This is a genomic window from Alteromonas sp. D210916BOD_24, assembly GCF_047159385.1.
In the GTDB taxonomy this organism is placed as follows: domain Bacteria; phylum Pseudomonadota; class Gammaproteobacteria; order Enterobacterales; family Alteromonadaceae; genus Alteromonas.
Genome location: NZ_AP038333.1, coordinates 663,328 through 684,145 on the forward strand (window position 1 = coordinate 663,328; position 20,818 = coordinate 684,145).

At 45.4% G+C, this 20,818-nt stretch carries 17 protein-coding genes; 5 read left to right on the forward strand and 12 right to left on the reverse strand.

Annotated features, from left to right (window positions below; genetic code table 11):
- Nucleotides 1-8: 8 nt before the first annotated feature.
- From leuB to mutS, 8 genes are all read right to left on the reverse strand, one after another.
- The gene (leuB, locus tag ACMCM8_RS02910) at nt 9-1,106 is read right to left on the reverse strand and encodes a 3-isopropylmalate dehydrogenase (RefSeq protein ID WP_412725286.1); all 1,098 of its coding nucleotides are present in this window, start codon (nt 1,104-1,106) and stop codon (nt 9-11) included.
- Nucleotides 1,107-2,666, reverse strand: coding sequence for a 2-isopropylmalate synthase (gene leuA / locus ACMCM8_RS02915; RefSeq protein ID WP_412725288.1), 1,560 nt, complete (start codon nt 2,664-2,666; stop codon nt 1,107-1,109).
- A 453-nt stretch (nt 2,667-3,119) separates the two neighbouring features.
- On the reverse strand, nt 3,120-3,854 hold the full coding sequence (locus ACMCM8_RS02920; protein ID WP_412725290.1) for a hypothetical protein: 735 nt from the start codon (nt 3,852-3,854) through the stop codon (nt 3,120-3,122).
- A gap of 127 nt (nt 3,855-3,981) precedes the next feature.
- On the reverse strand, nt 3,982-4,827 hold the full coding sequence (locus ACMCM8_RS02925; RefSeq protein ID WP_412727594.1) for an IS3 family transposase: 846 nt from the start codon (nt 4,825-4,827) through the stop codon (nt 3,982-3,984).
- Nucleotides 4,824-5,324, reverse strand: coding sequence for a helix-turn-helix domain-containing protein (locus ACMCM8_RS02930; RefSeq protein ID WP_412725292.1), 501 nt, complete (start codon nt 5,322-5,324; stop codon nt 4,824-4,826). The genes ACMCM8_RS02925 and ACMCM8_RS02930 overlap by 4 nt, the downstream gene beginning before the upstream one ends.
- Nucleotides 5,325-5,409: 85 nt before the next feature.
- A complete protein-coding gene (gene eno, locus ACMCM8_RS02935) occupies nt 5,410-6,702 on the reverse strand; it encodes a phosphopyruvate hydratase (RefSeq protein ID WP_412725294.1) in 1,293 nt (430 codons plus the stop codon).
- A gap of 57 nt (nt 6,703-6,759) precedes the next feature.
- On the reverse strand, nt 6,760-8,391 hold the full coding sequence (locus ACMCM8_RS02940) for a CTP synthase (RefSeq protein ID WP_412725296.1): 1,632 nt from the start codon (nt 8,389-8,391) through the stop codon (nt 6,760-6,762).
- 156 nt (nt 8,392-8,547) lie between these two features.
- Nucleotides 8,548-11,169 (reverse strand): DNA mismatch repair protein MutS, encoded by a 2,622-nt coding sequence (gene mutS / locus ACMCM8_RS02945; RefSeq protein WP_412727596.1) that lies wholly within the window; start codon nt 11,167-11,169, stop codon nt 8,548-8,550.
- Nucleotides 11,170-11,312: 143 nt separating this feature from the next.
- On the opposite strand from mutS, the gene ACMCM8_RS02950 reads away from it, so the two are divergent.
- The 4 genes from ACMCM8_RS02950 to ACMCM8_RS02965 all read left to right on the forward strand — a co-directional run bounded on the left by ACMCM8_RS02950 (nt 11,313) and on the right by ACMCM8_RS02965 (nt 15,401).
- Nucleotides 11,313-11,852 (forward strand): CinA family protein, encoded by a 540-nt coding sequence (locus ACMCM8_RS02950; protein ID WP_412725298.1) that lies wholly within the window; start codon nt 11,313-11,315, stop codon nt 11,850-11,852.
- Between the two features lie 129 nt (nt 11,853-11,981).
- A complete protein-coding gene (recA, locus tag ACMCM8_RS02955; protein WP_412725300.1) occupies nt 11,982-13,025 on the forward strand; it encodes a recombinase RecA in 1,044 nt (347 codons plus the stop codon).
- A 389-nt stretch (nt 13,026-13,414) separates the two neighbouring features.
- Nucleotides 13,415-14,221, forward strand: a complete 807-nt coding sequence (locus ACMCM8_RS02960) for an ATP-binding cassette domain-containing protein (protein WP_412727598.1) — start codon at nt 13,415-13,417, stop codon at nt 14,219-14,221.
- A complete protein-coding gene (locus tag ACMCM8_RS02965) occupies nt 14,205-15,401 on the forward strand; it encodes an ABC transporter permease subunit (RefSeq protein WP_412725302.1) in 1,197 nt (398 codons plus the stop codon). The genes ACMCM8_RS02960 and ACMCM8_RS02965 overlap by 17 nt, the downstream gene beginning before the upstream one ends.
- A 103-nt stretch (nt 15,402-15,504) precedes the next feature.
- Here ACMCM8_RS02965 and ACMCM8_RS02970 read toward each other — a convergent pair whose 3' ends face one another.
- From ACMCM8_RS02970 to ACMCM8_RS02985, 4 genes are read right to left on the reverse strand one after another with little or no spacing between them, the layout of a single operon-like run.
- A complete protein-coding gene (locus ACMCM8_RS02970) occupies nt 15,505-16,725 on the reverse strand; it encodes an ATP-binding protein (RefSeq protein ID WP_412725304.1) in 1,221 nt (406 codons plus the stop codon).
- Nucleotides 16,722-17,426 (reverse strand): response regulator, encoded by a 705-nt coding sequence (locus ACMCM8_RS02975; RefSeq protein ID WP_412725306.1) that lies wholly within the window; start codon nt 17,424-17,426, stop codon nt 16,722-16,724. Before ACMCM8_RS02975 ends, ACMCM8_RS02970 begins: the two co-directional genes overlap by 4 nt.
- Entirely contained in the window at nt 17,426-17,764 is a 339-nt protein-coding gene (locus ACMCM8_RS02980) for a DUF3019 domain-containing protein (protein ID WP_412725308.1), read from the reverse strand. The genes ACMCM8_RS02975 and ACMCM8_RS02980 overlap by 1 nt, the downstream gene beginning before the upstream one ends.
- A gap of 45 nt (nt 17,765-17,809) precedes the next feature.
- Entirely contained in the window at nt 17,810-18,685 is an 876-nt protein-coding gene (locus tag ACMCM8_RS02985; protein ID WP_412725310.1) for a MipA/OmpV family protein, read from the reverse strand.
- A 162-nt stretch (nt 18,686-18,847) separates the two neighbouring features.
- Here ACMCM8_RS02985 and ACMCM8_RS02990 point away from each other — a divergent pair, with 162 nt between their 5' ends.
- Nucleotides 18,848-20,818 carry a beta-propeller domain-containing protein gene (locus ACMCM8_RS02990; RefSeq protein ID WP_412725312.1) on the forward strand — a complete coding sequence of 657 codons (1,971 nt, stop codon included), beginning with the start codon at nt 18,848-18,850 and terminating at the stop codon, nt 20,816-20,818.

A 20,818-nucleotide genomic window follows, 5' to 3' on the forward strand; every position in this document is an offset into this window, starting at 1 on the left:
GAGGTTTTTTACTCCTGCGCCATTAATTGTTTTACTATTTCATCGCCTACTTGCGACGTGCTTGCCGCTTGACTACGTTTGTCTGCAGGGAGTAACTCGCCTGTAAGTACACCTGCTTCTAACGTTGCGACTACCGCTTTTTCAATAGCGTCTGCAGCATTACCTAAGTTCATGCTAAAACGTAGCATCATGGCGGCAGAGAGTATTTGTGCGATGGGGTTGGCGATACCTTGGCCTGCAATGTCAGGGGCCGATCCGCCCGCCGGCTCATACAAACCAAAGCCGTCTTCATTCATGCTTGCTGAAGGCAACAAGCCCATAGAGCCGGTCATCATGGCGCATTCATCTGATACAATGTCACCAAATAGGTTTGAACACAGCATCACGTCAAACTGCGCCGGGTTTTTCATAATTTGCATGGTGGCGTTATCGATGTAGATATGATCAAGCGCGACATCGGGATAGTCTTTGGCCACTTCTTCTGCAATTTCGCGCCACAAACGGCTGGTCACCAGTACGTTGGCTTTATCTACTGAAGTAACCTTGCCACGACGCTTTTGCGCTGCTTCAAACGCAGCAATAGCAATGCGACGAATTTCTCGCTTACTGTAGCGCATGGTATCGAATGCGAATTCTTCTTCGCCTTCACCTTCGCGACCTTTTGGCTGACCAAAGTAGATGCCACTGGTGAGTTCGCGAACCACTAAAACGTCAACACCCGATTTAGCAATGTCTTCACGAAGGGGCGACAAGCTCTCAAGGCCAGGGTAAATACGGGCAGGGCGTAAGTTGCTGAACAAGTCAAAGTGACTGCGAAGAGTCAGCAGTGCAGCACGTTCTGGGCGTTGTTCTAACGGTAAGGTGTCCCATTTTGGGCCGCCAATACTGCCAAATAAGATGGCATCGGCTTGTTCGCAGCCCAACAAGGTTTTTGAGGGCAGTGCTTCACCCTCAGTATCAATGGCATAACCCCCTACAGGATATGCAGTTCTATTTAGCGTGACATTAAATTTCTTTTCAACCGCATCTAAAACCTTATTGGCTTCCTGCATAACTTCTGGGCCGATACCGTCTCCGGCTAATACGGCAATTGAATACTGGCTCATTTATACTCCTGCAACGCGTTCTTGTTGATTTTTTTGCTGATCAATCTGATCGGCCAAATAGGTGTTGTTTAATACAAATATCAAAGCTTTAACACCGGCTTCTACAATATCTGTAGCCAGGCCTATGCCGTGAAAGCGACGGCCTTTATAAGTGGCGATAACGCTGACTTGTGCTAGAGCGTCTGCGCCTTCGCCTTTTGAGTCTAGTTTGAAATCCACGACTTCTAAGTCTTCATGGCCCAAAATGGACATAATGGCTTTGTATGCCGCATCGACTGGGCCATTCCCAATACTGGCCTGGGTGATTTCTTCACTACCTACTTTCATTTTAACGGTAGCGCTTGGAATAATTTCGCGACCTGAATTAGCCTGTAGATAAAGCAGCTGATAATGCGCCTGATCGTGCTTTTGTTTATCGAAGAACAATAATGCTTCTAGGTCATAGTCATACACCTGACCTTTCTTGTCGGCCAATTTCAAGAAGGCGTCATAGACGGCTTCTAAATCGTAGTCTTCCGATTTGTAACCTAACTCTGTTAAGCGGTGCTTAATGACATGACGGCCCGAGCGCGATGTAAGATTGAGATTATTTTTATTAATCCCCACGCTCTCTGGGGTCATAATTTCATAGGTATTTTGTGCTTTTAAGACACCATCCTGGTGAATGCCCGACGAATGGCTAAATGCATTCGCCCCCACAATGGCTTTGTTGGCCTGTACTGGCATATTACAAAGCTGACTGACTAACTTAGAGGTGCGTGAAATCTCGGTTGAATTAATATTGGTTTCAAAGCCCAACATGTTCTTACGGGTCTGTAAGATCATGGCAATTTCTTCAAGCGATGCGTTACCGGCGCGCTCGCCAATGCCATTGATAGTACATTCGACTTGTCGTGCGCCTTGTTCAACGGCGGCCAGTGAATTGGCCACCGCCAAACCTAAGTCATTGTGGCAATGCACTGAGATGGTGGCTTTGTCGATATTAGGTACGCGATTAAACAATTGCTGAATAATACCGCCGAATTCCGTGGGTGTTGTGTAACCTACGGTATCGGGAATATTCACCGTACTCGCGCCAGCATTGATGGCAGCTTCGACCATACGGCAAAGGTAATCGATGTGGGTACGCCCCGCGTCTTCACAAGAAAACTCCACATCATCGGTATATTTTCTGGCGTGTTTGACGGCGGCGACGGCCATGTCCACAATTTCATCTTGTGATTTACGTAGCTTAGCACCGACGTGAATTTCAGACGTTGCAATAAAGGTATGAATACGAAATTGTTCAGCGACACCAAGGGCTTGTCCACAGGCATCGATATCACCGGGTAACGCACGGGAAAGCCCGCAGACAACCGCGTTTTTCACTTCTTTAGCGATCATTTGTACAGAGCGAAAGTCTCCCGGAGAAGAAACTGGGAAACCGGCTTCAATAATATCGACGCCTAGACGTTCAAGTGCCAGAGCAATCTGTAACTTCTCTTTGGCACTTAGGCTTGCAGGTAAGGCCTGCTCACCGTCTCGCAATGTGGTATCAAAGATCTTCACTTGATTTGTCATGACACTCTCTCTGTTTAAAGATTAAAAAAAAACCCGTGCTTGGCACGGGTTTTTGTGAAATTAAATCGCTGGTCGCAATCTACCCGTGCAGTCTGGCTGCCATAAGGAGTAGAGATAGAAGAAGAAAACGAATGCGCATGTGCTGTTTGTTTCTTTGCTGACCAAGTTGATAGCGACAATGTACCCATGTGCAGCAAAGAGGTCAACCTTTGTTTATGATACTGACTATATTTTTCGTGTATAAGAAGCAAAATTTTATTATTTAGGATGTTTGTCCTAATTTGATCGGCTTCTTCTTCGTTGCACAGTGTGTTTTTAGTGTTTTGTACCGTTGATGTACCGGTGTTTTATTTTTATTAGGATAAATGTACTAAAATTGCGGGGTCGTTGGGGTTTGTTCTTTTTGTGCTTTTATTCTTTTTATGTGAATTTATATGCAGTTTTTTAAAGGTGTTACTTTTTTACTAAAGTGAAATTCTTCCAGTTGATTTGTGTTGATAAACGCATTTCTCTGAGTGTGAGCGACCGAGGTGAACGCTTAGATTTGAAACTCCACGTATGGCCACAGCACGCACTCGTCATTATAGATTTAACCGGCCTGAGGAGTATTTTGTTTTCCATCGAAAGGGCACATGAGTTTACTTCATCCTCAGCTATCGCATTTGAGTGAATAAAATCACCTGTATTAGAAAACCACCCACATTTATTCAGATGCAGTTGCGTATTGTTTTGATTGACCATATCGATGGAATCGAGCTCTATGTGCGCCCCTTCCATATTTAAGACTAAAACCGGCACAACAAGTCCGTATTCAGCGTACTTTTTATACCAAGCTTCCCGTTTATCCATGTCATCTAAATGATTAATGCCGGGACATTTAGAGGGTTGTTTGGCGTACCAGCTGCCGTTGTGCGTATCAGATTCAAGCGGTGAGGGATTTATTGATGTCGTGCTGTCTACCATATATCTTGCAATGGCCTTTACGTGATAGGGGAGGCCACCCATCCTACGCTTCAATAAAGATAGATTTTTGATCTCACTGTGAGCTAGAGCAATGAGCTCTCTTTCGTACAAAGCCGTGCATATTTCAGTAAACTGAGGGTGGCTACCACCGAGTTCTCCGGCGTCACTAAAAAAGCCAACTTGGGCGTTGGGAATAGAGTGGGGAAGTTTGTCGCCTGCAGCCATTTACATTTACATATTGCTAACTATTGTTCACTAACCCTAGCAAGAATCGACGTTTGATGCCATCACGATAAAAAAGAGGCACTAAAAAGCCGCTTTTTGAAGTGACCCCATAAAGTTGGACTCATTTCTAAGCGGCTGCCAAGGCCTGATTTCGATATTGTATCGGACTCAGGCCTTTTAGTTTCAGCTTTATGCGCTCGTTGTTGTAATAGTCGATGTATTCTTTTATGTTTTCAATGAGTTCGTCAGCGTCTTTGAACGTCTCGTTGTGATACATCTCCGTTTTTAAGATGCCGAAGAAGTTCTCCGCAACGGCATTGTCTAAACAGTTTCCTTTCCTCGACATACTTTGACGTAACCCGTTTTCCCGAAGGTGATTTTGGTACTGTTTATTCTGATACTGCCAACCCTGATCCGAGTGGATAAGTGGTTTTTCATCTTGTTTTAGCTTACTTGTCGCGGCTTTAAGCATATCGGTGACCAATGGTAATGTAACTGAGGTTCGTACCTCATAACTGACAACTTCCTGATTAAACAGGTCAATTATCGGTGACAGATAAACTTTCTGGTCTTTAATCTTAAACTCTGTCACATCGGTCACCCATTTTTGATTAGGCTTCTCCGCCGTAAATTCCCGATTGAGCGTATTGTCTGCGATTCTGCCGACTTCTCCTTTGTAGGACTTATAACGTTTGGCTCTGACCTTTGACTTTAAACCAAGCTCGTTCATCAAGCGTTGTACGCGCTTGTGATTAATCACAAGCCCCATCGTTCTCAGGGCTGAGGTAATTCTACGATAGCCATATCGCCCTTTATGTTTATGATAAATATTATGTATTTTGGCGCATAAACCAGTATCGGGACACAACCGTTCCAGCGTATTACGATGATAGTAATAAACACTCTTTGGTAGTCCTGTGATTTTCAATAGATTTTGTAAGCTATAAATGGCCTTGAGCTCTTCGACGACTATCGTTTTGTCTTTGCTTTTTTCTTTCTGGCTTGAGCCAAGGCTTCCAACTTTTTTAGAACAGCATTCTCAGCACGTAAATAGTCCAACTCTTCTCTGAGTTCTTTTTCCGTCATTTCAGATGATGGTTTGGGCGTAGAAGAGTCGTTTTTCACGCGGGGTTTTCCTTTTTTCTTTGGTTTCAGACCTGAGATGCCGTCACGAGCATATAGCTTTTGCCATTGAAATAGAATCCCGGGGGACGATAAATCGAAGAAAGCACTGGTATACCCGAGTGACCAGTTGTTAGCTGCCATTATTCTCAACACTTCTATTTTAAATGCTTGATAATAAGGTTTGTGAACAGACCTGAAACTTTCAGCGCCATGAATTCGATAAACAGCGGTCCAGTAACGGACCTGTCGTTCTGTGACATTGAATCTGTCACCTGCGGCCAAAGAGCTTTCAGATAAAGCAAACTCTGCTACTTTGAGCTTAAGAGTTCGATGATGTTTAGACATAAAAAGACCCCCAGTAATTGGAATGTCCAACTATTGGGGGTCACTTCATTTAAAGCGGCTTTTTTAATGAAGCAAGGGCACTTAATTACTGGCCTTTGATTTCGCTACGACCTTTGTAAATAGCAGCATTACCAAGTGCTTCTTCAATGCGAAGAAGTTGGTTGTACTTAGCAACACGGTCAGAACGACATAGTGAACCAGTCTTGATTTGACCCGCCGCTGTACCTACTGCAAGGTCAGCAATAGTCGCGTCTTCAGTTTCACCAGAACGGTGAGAGATAACGGCGGTAAAGCCCGCATCTTTCGCCATCTTAATCGCGTTAAGGGTTTCAGTCAGTGAACCAATTTGGTTGAACTTGATAAGGATTGAGTTACCAATACCGTTATCAATACCGCGCTTAAGAATTTTAGTGTTCGTTACAAACAAGTCGTCACCAACTAGCTGTACTTTGTCACCAATCTTCTTAGTTAGGCTTGCCCATCCGTCCCAGTCGCTTTCGTCTAGGCCGTCTTCAATAGATACAATTGGGTACTGTGAAGAAAGGTCAGCAAGGTAGTCGCCAAATGCTTCTGAGTCGAAGCTTTTGTCTTCGCCAGACAGTACGTATTTACCTTCTTTGTAGAATTCAGACGCCGCGCAGTCTAGTGCAAGGGTAATGTCTTCATTCATTTTGTAGCCCGCGTTTTCCACCGCTTCAACGATAACCGCTAGGGCTTCAGCGTTTGAGCTAAGGTTTGGTGCAAAACCACCTTCGTCACCAACCGCTGTGTTAAGGCCTTTAGCAGAAAGTACTTTCTTAAGAGCGTGGAAGATTTCTGCACCCATACGTAGTGCTTCTTTGAAGCTCTTCGCACCAACTGGCTGAACCATGAACTCTTGAATGTCTACGTTGTTATCAGCGTGCTCACCACCGTTGATGATGTTCATCATAGGGACCGGCATTGAGTACTGACCTGATGTACCGTTTAGGTCTGCAATGTGCTCGTATAGGGCTACGCCTTTTTCAGTCGCCGCAGCTTTCGCTACTGCAAGTGAAACAGCCAAAATGGCGTTTGCACCTAGTGTTTCTTTGTTCTCAGTACCATCAAGGTCAATCATGATGCCGTCGATATCCGCTTGCGCTAATGCGTCTTTGCCGATAAGTGCTGGCGCGATAGTGTCGTTAACGGCTGCAACTGCCTTTGTTACACCTTTACCTAAGTAACGAGACTTGTCGCCGTCGCGTAGTTCTAGTGCTTCGCGGCTACCCGTAGAGGCTCCAGATGGTGCAGCAGCACGACCCATAACGCCAGACTCTAAATAAACATCTGCTTCTACAGTAGGATTACCGCGTGAATCCAAGATTTCGCGTCCAATAATGCGACTAATTTTCGCCATGTTTTTTCCTCAACAATTGATTGGAGCGCAACGGGAGAGAGCGCTCCTTATTAGAAATTAGTGATTTTCTTTCTGGTATTTTCCTGCCGCGGCAACGAAACCAGTGAATAGTGGGTGTCCATCCCGAGGGGTTGAAGTAAACTCAGGGTGGAATTGACCCGCAATGAACCAAGGATGATCAGGGATTTCGACAACTTCTACAAGTCGCTTATCAGTGGACAAACCACTTACCTTTAACCCTGCTGCTTCTATTTGGTCACGCAAGTTATTGTTTACTTCGTAGCGGTGACGATGACGCTCGTATATTTCTGCACTGCCGTACATTTCGTGTACTTTGGTGCCTTCAATAAGGTGGCAAAGCTGGCTGCCCAAACGCATGGTGCCGCCAAGATCTGAATTTTCAGTACGGGTTTCTGTCGTACCCGCGGCATCTAGCCATTCAGTGATAAGACCTACTACAGGGTATGGCGTTTCAGGATCGAATTCGGTGCTGTTAGCGTTTTCCATTCCCGCGACATTGCGGGCGTATTCGATTAGCGCAACTTGCATACCCAAACAAATACCCAAATAAGGGACTTTGTTTTCACGGGCATAACGGGCAGCCGCAATTTTGCCTTCAACTCCACGCTCGCCAAAGCCGCCAGGTACCAAAATAGCGTCGAGCTTTTCGAGGATTTGAGTGCCTTTACTTTCAATATCTTGCGAATCGATATAGTGAATATTTACGGTTAGGCGGTTTTTTAATCCAGCGTGCTTGAGGGCTTCATTCACCGACTTATAGGCATCAGGTAGTTCTACGTACTTACCGACCATACCGATATTAACTTCAGCCGTTGGGTTCGATTCTGCGTAAAGTACTTGTTCCCATTCCGACAAATCGGCTTCTTTGCAATCTAGCCCAAAGCGGTCAACCACAAGCTGATCCATACCTTGCGCTTTAAGTGCAGCAGGAATGCGGTAAATGCTGTCGACGTCTTTTAGTGAGATAACCGCTTTGTCAGCTACGTTAGTGAATAAGGCAATTTTAGAACGTTCGCTGGCAGGTAATGCGCCGACTGAACGACAGACAAGAATATCTGGCTGAATACCAATCGAGCGAAGCTCTTTAACCGAGTGCTGAGTCGGCTTGGTTTTTACTTCGCCTGATGCTGGCATGTATGGCACCAATGTTAAGTGCATAAACATGGCGCGTTCACGGCCTACTTCAGTGCCAAGTTGACGAATAGCTTCTAAGAAAGGTTGAGACTCGATGTCTCCTACCGTACCACCCACTTCAACAATAGCCACGTCATGACCTTCAGCACCTTCAATTACGCGGCGCTTAATTTCATTAGTAATATGCGGAATAACCTGAATGGTGGCACCGAGGTAATCACCACGTCGCTCACGCTTAAGTACTTCTTCGTACACGCGGCCAGTAGTGAAGTTATTGCGCTTAGTCATGCGGGTGCGAATAAAACGCTCATAGTGACCAAGATCGAGGTCGGTCTCAGCGCCGTCATCGGTAACAAATACTTCACCATGCTGGATGGGGCTCATCGTGCCCGGATCGACATTGATGTAAGGGTCGAGTTTTAACATGGTTACGGTGAGACCGCGAGCTTCCAGAATTGCGGCTAACGATGCTGCAGCAATACCTTTACCTAGCGATGAAACTACACCACCTGTGACGAAAATATAATTTGTCATGCGAAACCTAGAACGTTTGGGTTGTATGGTAAATATAGGCTGGGTTTAGAACAAAACCACCTACACTTTGGACGGGACAGTAGTATACGCAAATTCATGTGGGCAGACAATCAATTTGCCCACATGATGTGCAATTTATACGCGCTTAAGCTTGGTTTAAGATTGGCTCAGGCGCTTGAGGGTATAGATAAGGTCTAGCGCTTGGCGCGGTGATAACTCATCGGGTGATAAGTTTTCAAGGGCTTCTACAACCGGGTGTGGCTTATCAGGGAATAGCATTTCAGCTTGGCCTTTGGTATTTGATGTGACTTTACCTGGTCCGCTCGTTTTATTTACACCTTTTACCGAGCTCTTCGCTACAAAAGACTCATCGTTGGCTTTCGCTGATCCATCTTCCGTGCTGGTCATAAGGTGTGATGATTCCAACACCGCAAGCTTTTGTTGCGCCGCTTTTATTACCGCCTTGGGTACGCCTGCAAGTTGGGCTACTTGTAAACCGAAGCTTTTGCTCGCAGCACCTTCAGACACGGTGTGCATAAAGCGAATGGTATCTTCATATTCCATGGCATCTAAATGCACGTTGACTACACCAGCTTGCGTGTCTGGAAGCTCAGTAAGCTCAAAGTAGTGGGTGGCAAACAGGGTATAGGCATTAAGCTGTTTGGCTAAATAACTGGCGCAGGCCCACGCCAGTGATAAACCGTCATAGGTGCTGGTACCACGGCCAATCTCATCCATTAACACCAGAGAGTTTTCAGTCGCGTTATTGAGAATATTCGCCGTTTCTGTCATTTCCACCATAAAGGTAGAGCGGCCTGAGGCTAAATCGTCGGAAGCGCCAATACGGGTGAAAATGCGGTCTAGCTTGCCAATATGGGCATTTTCAGCGGGCACAAAGCTGCCAATGCATGCTAACAAAGCAATCAGCGCTGTTTGACGCATATAGGTTGATTTACCGCCCATGTTAGGGCCGGTAATAATTAGCATCCGACGCTCGGTATCTAACTGTAATGGATTGGCGATGAAGGGGTCTTTCATCACGTTTTCTACTACGGGGTGGCGACCGGCGTCATACGTAAGCGCGCATTCCTGGCTCAAATGCGGGCGATACCAGTCGAGGGATATGGCGCGTTCGGCAAAACAGCACAACACATCAAGCTTGGCCAGTGCTGCTGCGGTTTCAATTAAGTTGTTTAGGTATGGCGCAAAGTTGTCGAACAGTGCTTCGTAAAGCTGCTTTTCAAGAGCAAGGGCGGCACCTTGGCTGCTAAGTACCTTGTCTTCGTGTTCTTTGAGTTCAGGTGTAATGTAGCGCTCGGTATTCTTCAGGGTTTGTCTGCGAATATATTCCGCTGGTGCCAAGGCGCTATTAGCCCGACTAATTTCTATAAAGAACCCGTGTACTTTGTTGTAGCCCACTTTAAGCGTAGAAATACCTGTACGCTCGCGCTCACGTTGCTCCATGGCGTCTAAGTAATCGGTAGCGCCTTGTGACAACTTGCGCAGCTCATCAAGCTCGGCGTTATAGCCCTCGGCAATCACGCCACCATCGCGTATAACCACAGGTGGGTTATCAATAATGGCCTCGTTTAGCAGCGCTTGTAGCTCAGGGTAAGTGCCAATAGTTTCGCTAATACTTCTTACTTGCCCGGTTTCAAAACGGCCAAGGGCGTCTTGTAAGTCAGGTAAAGCGTTAAAGGCATTTTTTAACCGGGCAAAATCACGTGGCCGTGCAGAGCGAAGGGCTAAGCGCGCCATAATGCGCTCAATGTCACCAATGTGTTTGAGCGCTGCGCGAATATCATCGGGGTTGTCGTTGATGAAGGTTTCAACTGCGTCCAGTCGGCTGTGCAGCTCATGTTGGTCGGTCAGTGGCGAGTGAATAACCCGCTGTAACATACGGCTACCCATGGCTGTGGTAGTGGTATCCATTACGCTAAACAGGGTATTTTCCTGTCCACCCGACAAATTATGGGTGAGTTCTAGGTTTCTGCGGGTGGCGGCATCAAGCTGCACGCGACTGTCTTGTTGTTCTGTCTGTATACGACGAATGTGGGGCAGGGCAGTGCGCTGAGTATCTTTTACATACTGAAGGACACACCCCGCAGCACCTAAACCTTTAGTAACTCCTTTAATACCAAAACCATCTAATGTTTTGGTTTCAAACTGTGCGTTAAGCTGTTCGCTAGCGGTGTCTATGTCGAATTCCCATTCAGGGCGGCGTCTAAGCCCTTTGCGGTTTTCAACAAGTGATAAGCTTTCAAACCCTTCTGGATAGAGTAGTTCTGCCGGGTTAATGCGCTGAATTTCGGCGAGTAAACTTTCATCGCTATCACATTCAAACACCACAAAGCGGCCACTGGTGACATCTAACGTTGCTAAACCGTAATGCATACTGTGACCGCACACAGCGGCAAGAATATTATCGCGACGCTCTTCTAATAGCGCCTCGTCTGTAACCGTACCAGGAGTAACAATACGTTGTACGGCGCGTTCAACGGGCCCTTTGCTAGTAGCGGGGTCACCTACTTGTTCGCAAATTGCCACTGACTCGCCCATTTTGACCAAACGGGATAAGTAGCTTTCTACCGCATGGTAGGGGACACCCGCCATTGGAATGGGTTCACCACCAGATTTGCCACGTGCGGTGAGTGATATGTCCAACAACTCAGCTGCTTTTTTGGCATCGTCATAAAACAACTCGTAAAAGTCACCCATGCGATAAAACAGTAAAATATTCGGATGCTGCGCCTTAATTGTAAGGTACTGGCGCATCATAGGAGTATGTGATTCCAAAAAATGCCTCTGTGAATTTGTTGCTGGATTTAATGCCTGTTATGGGGAACAGATGATAAACTCACCCCCACTAAGATCAAGAGCAGATCTTAAGAAGCGCAACAGGTGTAACCAGGTATAACTACATGAACTCGACATTTTCAACTGAATTGCCAGTAAACGCTACCCCTTTACAGCTTGATAGTGCATTAACTGCACAAGTCATAACGTTGGGTAATGCGCTAAAGGCAAAAGGCTGGACAGTATCCTCAGCCGAATCGTGCACAGGCGGGGGCGTTGCCTTTGTTTTTACGAGCGTATCGGGCAGTTCTGACTGGTTTAATCAGTCTTGGGTGACCTATTCCAATGAAGCAAAGCGCACTGTGTTAGGTGTTAATGAAAATACCCTTACACAATATGGCGCGGTGTCTCAGCAAACGGTTGAGGAGATGGCGCGTGGTGTTCGCCGCAATAGTGGAGCGGAGCTTGTCGTAACGGTAAGCGGTATAGCAGGGCCGAGTGGTGGCAGTGCGGATAAACCTGTTGGTACTGTGTGGTTTGGTTTTCTATGTGGTGAGCAGTCAGAACAGATAAAACAGGTATTTAGTGGTAATCGCGAACAGGTGCGAAGTGCGGCAATTACCTTTGCAGTGAACCATTTAGTAAAAATGTTGAGTGAAAATTAAAAACACGGGTTGAAACTGTATGCTTGTACAGTATAGAATGCCATCATCATTTGGTAACGTTACTTAACGGGTATATGCCTGTGTATTTACCAAAACAGAATTTAACCGCAAATCCTAGAGGATACATACGTGGACGATAACAAATCAAAAGCTTTAACTGCCGCAGTAGGCCAAATTGAAAAGCAATTTGGTAAGGGCGCTATCATGCGCTTGGGTGACAACCAAGCCATGGATATTGAAGCGATTTCTACTGGCTCACTTACCATTGATATTGCTCTAGGTATAGGCGGTTTACCGTGCGGCCGTGTGGTAGAAATATACGGGCCTGAATCATCAGGTAAAACCACGCTAACACTTCAAGTTATTGCTGAAGCCCAGAAAAAAGGTAAAACCTGTGCCTTCGTTGATGCCGAGCACGCGCTAGACCCAGTATACGCTGAAAAGCTTGGCGTAAATATTGACGAGTTATTGGTATCTCAGCCTGATACTGGTGAACAAGCGCTTGAAATTTGCGACATGCTGGTTCGCTCTGGTGCGGTAGATGTTGTTATTGTTGACTCGGTAGCTGCACTTACGCCTAAAGCGGAAATTGAAGGTGACATGGGTGACTCTCACGTTGGTCTTCAGGCACGTCTAATGTCACAAGCCCTGCGTAAGCTAACTGGTAATATTAAACGCTCAAATACATTGTGTATCTTCATTAACCAAATTCGTATGAAGATTGGTGTAATGTTTGGTAACCCGGAAACCACGACAGGTGGTAACGCGCTTAAGTTCTATTCTTCAGTTCGCTTAGACATCCGCCGCATTGGTGCGGTTAAAGAAGGCGATGAGGTAGTGGGTAACGAAACTCGCGTGAAGGTAGTGAAGAACAAAGTTGCACCGCCGTTTAAACAAGCTGAATTTATGATCCGCTACGGCGAAGGTATCAGCAAAGAAGCTGAGCTTATCGACCTTGGCGTTAAGCAGAAACTGGTTGATAAGGCCGGTGCATGGTACAGCTACAAGGGCGATCGCATTGGTCAAGGTAAAGCGAATGTAATGAAGTTCCTTAAAGATAATCCAGATATTGCCAATGAGATTGAACAAAAAATTCGCGCCGAATTGTTGCTGTCTAAAACGGTAAAAGTGGAAGAGCCGGTTCCACAAGCCGATGATGTATTACCTGAGTAAGTAATACGGTCATCCTTTTTTAAAAAGTCCGCTTTTTGTGAAATGCCAGCCAGTTAACTACTGACTGGCATTTTTTGTAGGTGATTTTTCTTCATTCAAGGGAAACCACTTAGTATTGTGAACGGATCATGTACCCGTTTACGCGATGCTTCTTCTCTCCCTTCTTACATATTTACTAACACTTATTATGCGAACGTGGCTTGTTTAACAAATAAAAAGCAGGAATGCTGTAATAAAGTCAGGCATTGACAGACTGTTAACAACAAGATTTGCCGAACAGGTTATTCATTATGTTGGATCATCAGACATTGTTGACTGAACAGATGTAATAACTGTAGGCAAAAGTTATGTAAGAACAAAAACAGAGAATATGACTAAGAGGGAAGATGATGATTGAAATATCGGGTCTCGCTAAACGCTTTGAGGTGGAAAACCCTAAAAAGCTCAGTGAGCAAGAGAAAAAGGATCCAAGACTGAAAGGTCGCTATTTTCAGTCGGTCAGAAATGTATCATTTACGTGTGACAAAGGACAGGTATTGGGGCTGCTTGGCCCCAATGGTGCTGGGAAAACGACAACGTTACGCATGTTGTCAACGGCGCTTAGGCCCGATAGTGGGCAAGTACTTATTGGTGGTGAGGACGTGCTTGCTAATCCCAATATAGCGCGCAAAAAGATAGGCTTTTTGTCTAGCTCAACGGGTCTTTACGGTCGATTAAGTGGACGGGAAAATATCAGCTACTTTGGCGAACTTCACGGTTTGTCAAAAGATGTAATAAATGCGCGAATTGAAGAAATGGCTGATCTGCTCGATATGCAGACCTTTTTAGACAGACGTGCAGAAAACTTCTCTTCAGGTATGAAACAAAAAGTCTCCATTGCACGAGCGGTGATCCACGAGCCTGCCTTAGTGGTGTTAGATGAACCGACGACAGGCCTGGATATCATGGCGACCAGTACGGTTATGGAGTTTATCCAGCGCCTTAAAGATAAGGGGACGCCCGTTATTTTCTCTACTCATCACCTCGATGAAGTGCAAGCCCTTTGCGACAAGGTTACCGTTATCAATAAAGGGGAAACGGTATTTAACGATTCACTTACTGCCTTTAGTGATTTATCTGGTGGGCAGATGCATAAGAGTTTCTTAACAACACTTTCAATGGATAGCAGGGAGAGCAGCAATGTGGTTAATCTTTAAGAAGGAATTTAAGGAGCTGTTACGAGATAAAAAAACCATCATTTTTATGATTGGATTACCGCTTCTTTTATTTCCTGCAATATTTGGTGTGGCCTTTTTCTTTATGAGTACTGCTGCCGACGAAGCGGAAAACAAAGTGCTGAAATATGCCATAGTAGGAGAGGCCTATGCGCCAGCTATTGCACAGTCTTTTGCCAACACACCTGACAAATTTGAAATGGTATCCATTGGTGGTGAGTCGGATTATGCCAAACTCATTAAAAATGAAACACTCGATTTTGTATTGGTGATCCCTGAGACCTTTAACAGTGATGTTCTTACCTCTGGACAACACAAGATACAGCTTTATCTAAACGACGCTGGATTAAATAAAGTAGTAGGACGGGTGTCAGAAATTATTGATGAGTTTGCCCATGCATACCAACAGCAGGCTTTTGAAACGCTAGACTTAAGTGAGACTCAGCAAGCGGCTTTACTCAATCCTATTGAAATTGAAAAACAGAACGTCGCAGATGAAAGAGAGGTGTGGGGTGAGCGTTTAGGCGGTGCACTACCTTATTTCATTTTCATATTGTGTTTACAAGGTGCAATGGCCCCCGCTGCAGATTTAGGTGCTGGAGAAAAAGAACGCGGCACGCTGGAAACCTTGCTTATTTCACCTATGGATCGCTACAAACTAGTGCTGGGTAAATTTTTTACTATCAGTTGTGCCGGTATTATCACCGCACTAATCACGGTGTCGTCTATGGCCATTTGGGGGCTAGTGTTGTCCCAAGGAATGGCAGTGGAGTTCGTAGTGGAAATTATGTCAATGATAGGCATCGTCGATTTTGTACTTATCTTTCTTATGCTTGTGCCCGTGGTTGCCGTGTTTGCTTCGGTTTTACTATCCCTATCAATTTATGCGCGCTCATTTAAAGAAGCACAAAGTTATATGGGCTCGCTCATTATGGTGGTGATCTTCCCGGTAATTATTGCCATGATGCCAGGGGTCGAACTTAAAGGTGGGTGGATTTGGGTGCCGTTAACTAACGTAGCGTTGGCAATGAAAGAGTTGTTTAAAGGTACGATGGACTACTTTGCTTTGTTCGGCATTTTCACGTCTACCGCCGTTATTGCGGCGGGCTTAATCATGTTTTGTATACACTGGTTCAACAAAGAAAAAGTGTTGTTTAGATAGACTCATCACCAACGCGTTGAACAATTTTAGAAAGCCCGATTCCCGGGCTTTCTTTTTACGTATTGTTAGCGATATTAATAAAGGTATGGTGCTGCGAAGTAGGTTATTGAGGGTAACGCAGCACAAACCTGGCACCACCCAACTGACTTTTTTTCACCGAGGCTGAGCCGTGATGCCAATGCTGGATGCGTTGAACAATAGCAAGTCCTAAGCCTGCACCACCTGCATAACGAACTCGGCTGTTATCGGGACGGTAAAATGGCTCGAAAATTCGTTGTGCAAGTGCTGGTTCGACACCGGCACCATCGTCGTTGACTTCGATACAAATTGCGTTGTTGAATGCGCATATCTCTACCAAAACTTGTGAATTGGCATGCCGAATGGCATTAGTGAGAAGATTTGAAATGGCCCTTTCGATAAAGTGCCCGTCGCCTCTTATAATAAGGTTTTCCCCTTTCACCGTCAGCGATTTATCGGTGGTAAGTGAAAGTTGCTTCACTAGGTTTTCGCACATTTCCCTGGTAGGAATATCCGATATACTCAACTCAGGAGTTACTGCATCATATTGAGTGTAATCTAACATTTCCTGTACCAGACCTTCCAATTCATCGATATCTGCCTGAATGCCTCTCCAGGTATCACTGTCAGGTTCGGGGTTCATTTCTAGCGCAAATTTAAGTCTGGCAATAGGGGTTCTAAATTCGTGTGCGACCGCGCCAGTCAATTCTCTTTGATCGCGTAATAAATTGTGCACTCGCTCACTTAGCATATTGAGTTTGTTGGCAATAGGCTGCATGATTGAACGCTTCTTTAACGCGATGGAAAGTCCCGAGGAATCCTGCCCAAGGTGACCGACTGTGCGAGTGATATAAGACAAGTCCCGCCATAATGGCCACAGCCATAGCGCCATAGCCACCCCTAGCAGCACGAGAAAAATAAGTAGATAGACGACCAGGTAAGGGGTGGATATAGCGTCGTAAGGCAGTGTAATAGCCACGACTTCTTTATTGTTAATCGGTGCGTAGAGGTATCTGGCACTGTCATCGTAGAGTGTAATAACTTGCTGTTCAGCGAAGGCGTTTAATTCGCTTTGAGACCATCCACTGGCTGCAATATTTTTTACTTCGTAAGCGATATCGTGTTGTGCGAGTCTGTGAAGTAATTCTGGGGCATTCACACTGGCTAGCGGTAAAACTTCCTGCAACAAGGCAAACTCTTTTGTATGACCGGGGCTGTCACTTGGCCATATAAATTCAAGACTGCTACTGATAACCACCAGGGAAATGGCCACAAAAAGGTAGAAGCTGATAAACAAACGCGTCATGGTTTATCCCACGCGTCACTGACGAAGAAGAAGCCTTTTCCCCAAATAGTCTTGATCCTAAATGGGTTTTGAGGATTGTCTTTTAACTTTTTACGCAGGCGTGACACTCGCACATCTGCTGAACGATCCAGGCCATCGTATTCACGCCCAATAAGCTCCTTATAAAGTGTCACTCTGGATACCACAGTAGAAGCATTGTCGGCCAAAAGGCACAGCAAATCGAATTCATGGCTGGTCAAGCTAATATCTTCACCGCCTAAATTAACTCTTCGGGATGCTTTGTCGATACTCAGTTTGCCAAATTGAAGCGTATGTCCTGTTTGAATGGGGGCGATATTACCCGACATTCGGCGCAATAATGCGTGAATTCGCGCTAGTAATACACGGGGCTCTACCGGCTTAACCACATAGTCATCAGCGCCAAGCTCAAGCCCGATAACCTGATCAAAGTCCTCGTTTTTGGCGGTCATAAATAACAGGGGGCCAGTATAAAAATGACGTAGTTGATTACATAATGCGAAGCCATCTTCACCAGGTAACATGACATCCAAAATGACAATGTCCGGTGTCTTACTTTTTACCCGCTCAATTAACCCATCGCCATTGGCAAGACGTGTGACATTGAACCCATTGCTCTGTAAATATTGATTAACCAACGCCGCTAATCTTTCGTCGTCTTCAACTAAAATGAGCTCTTTCATCAGAATAAACTCCACGGGTTTCTCACGCGTCGCCTGTGTGTAGTTGCTTCTCGGTAACGTAAATTTAATTCAACCGAAGCGCGTTTTTCGCCTTCGCTATCACGAAGGACAAGGGTAGCATCAGTGTCTAATTGCACATCCATCGAAGCGGGAAGTTTGTTAGCGGGCCAGCAACCTAACGCGCTATCATCAAGTGACAAACAGTAACTATTGGCAGAGAGCGAAGTATAAAGAAGGCTTAACGACATCACACATGTATCTCCTTTTTTAGCCGCAATGCACTCATTGGGGTTTACCGTAAATGACAGCTCCTCTGCCTGTATTTCTATACTTAACATGAACATTGCTACTATCGCGAACTGAAATAAGCGCATCATGCCACCCTAAAACCGATAGCCAATGCCAACAAACGCATTAACGATGTGGCGTTTAGATACCAGAGGGCTGTCGCTCATCCCACTGTCGAAGGCTGTAATTTGTAGTCTGGTAAGCCATCGCCATTGTGCGTTAATGGGCTTACTCGCAAAAAGACCGGTGCTGACTTGAAAAGAATGGGGGGCTTGATACCAAAGTGACTCATCATCAGTATCGCTTTGGTCAATGCCGTAGTAGTAATTGATGAGGCGGTTATTTTTATACGTTACCATCACATTTGCAGCTAGTCGCCAGTCGCCCCAATGAAAGTAATGTTGGTATTGGCCTTCAATTGAATAACCACTGTATACACCCAACGCATCGTGAGCCAGGGTAAGTGACCAATCGCTGCTGTCTCTTACCCAGGACACTCTCACACCAGTATCCAGTGTCCAGTCTCTATGACTTATCTCATCAAGTGAAATATAGCGAGGTTCATTGCCCTGTTCACCATCGGGGGGATAGGGTGTTGAAGGAGGGACATTACCATCACTTATCGCCGCTGAGGGTATTAATATATTGGCGGGATCCCAAAAGGAAAAAAATGCGCGTTCTACACTTGGACGTAAAAAAAGCGATGTGGTGGTATGGCTCTTTGTGTTCCATTGGTAGCCCAATTCCCCGTTATCAAAATACACGTGTTCATCATAGAAGGCCAAATCAGGAAGCAGTACCAAAGGAATTGAATTACCGTCGACTAATGGATTGGTTCGCGCTCCCACACCTATCGCTATTCCTACCGACCATTTGGCTTCCTCTATACACGCTGCTTCATTATCACAGGCTAATGCCCAGCTTGGGAAAAGCACAAAGATAAATAAAAACAATAGATAACGGGTAATCACACAAAATCTCACGGTGTAGAGTAATGGAAGGTAAGATTAGCAAACTGTTTACGGCAACACAGCTACCGGTTACAAATTGTCACACTTATAATCAGATTGGATCTGATTGAAAGCCATCTCCCTTCTACAATTAATTCACCCTTTCAATTACAGAGGATGTGAATGATGAACCGGCCAATAGAACCCGATACTTTGTGGCAAGGTCTCGCCATAATAATATTTTCAACTTGTGTTATTACCGCTTGTAGTCAAGACAGTGACGATGATCTAATACTCGTTACCAGTCCTCCTACACTTTCTTATACGACGACGTCGAGTTCGCCCCTTGGTCATTCGTCTGACATTAGCGCGAGTCACTATGTTAAAAACGGGTTGTATTTAATGTACACCTCAGAACCCCCTGTACCGAGTGAAGCGCCTGTCGGGCCAGAAATGTCTGACAGTGACAATTTTTCTTCGACCAATACTCAAGTTGAAGGTGTCGATGAAGCGGATCGCATGGAGTATAACGGTCAATTCATTTTCGCCGCTGATGTACCTGTATGGAATGAAGATACCGGACAAACAGTAAATCAGGTTCGCGTAATGGAAAGGCAGTCAGATTATAGTCTTGCGCAAGTGTCCAGTATTCCGCTTACCTCGGATGTAGAAGTGGCGGGTTTATATCTGTATAACGATGTGCTTGGGGTAGTGAGTCACTCTTATCAGTATTATCTGATGTACGATATCTTCAGCCTGACAAGTCCTTGGCAACAATCAGATAACTATACCTTTGTAGATGTGGTTAATGTGGCTAGCCCTACTGCGCCTGACACTGACGCCAGAATTCAAATCGACGGTGGATTGATAAGTTCACGGCGTATTGATAACGAACTCTATTTGGCTATGCAATATGTGCCGCATGTCCAAAGCCTTCCCGCCGTCGATGGTACAGATGTAAGCCTGGTCAATTTGTACAATGTCTTAAGTAAAACAGATAATGAGCTGTTGACTCCTTCAATTACCATAAATGGTCAAACTTCCTCTTTATTTGAACTGGACAATTGCTTAATACCGGAAAATGCCACAAGTCAGAATGGGCATGTACAAATGGTCAGTATGGTGAAAATAGATCTCAACACTCCCACTAACTACATTGCGCTTTGTATGCTCGTGCAAGCGGACGGGCTATATATGTCAAATGACAATGTGTACCTGCATGCATCAGAGGGCAGCGATACTATCATCCACAAAGTTGCACTGAGTGATGGCATTGCTTATCAAGCTTCAGGTCGAGTGCCTGGTGAACTAGGCTGGCGCAGTAACCCGCAGTTTAAAATGTCAGAGCAGGACGGTCACTTTGTTGTCATCACTTCGCAATTTACCGGTGTTGACGGGCCTACCCATGTTATGCACGTATTAGCTCAGCAAGGCCGTACCCTCGCGCAAGCTGCGACACTTCCCAATGAAAATGAGTCAGCGCCTATCGGTAAACCCGGTGAAGATATTTACGCGGTTCGCTTTTTTGCTGACAAAGCGTATGTAGTAACCTTTGAACGAATTGACCCGTTATATGTGATTGACCTATCTGATGTACTCGCGCCGCATATAGAAGGTGAACTTAATATCCCCGGTTTTTCGAGCTATTTACATCCGATGGAAAACGGACTGTTATTGGGAGTTGGTCAACAAGTCAGTGTTGAAAATTTGCCCGAAACGGGCACGCAACCACAGGTTACGCCCGTAGTAGAAGGTATGAAAGTCAGTTTGTTTGATGTGTTAGATCCGGCCAACCCCATCGTCCTTGATGAGTTAGTATGGTCAGACGCATACACACCCGTTGAGTATGAACATCGTGCGTTGTCAGTATTAAAAACCGAGGGAGGCTATCGTTTCGCTATCCCCTCTGAAACATGGTCAACTGATGAAGAGAACTGGTATCTTTCTTATTCACTGAATTTGCTACAAGTAGATAGCGCGCAACGTAGCTTGTCACTGATAAATGGGATGAAACCGACACTCGATCAGGCGATGTATTTCACCAGCTACTCTGACCGCAGTATTTTGCATGGAGACCATGTTTATTACTTAAGAGGAAATGCCATTTTTCATGCTTTGTGGCAGGAAGGGGCGCTGGTTAATGGGCCTTACTGA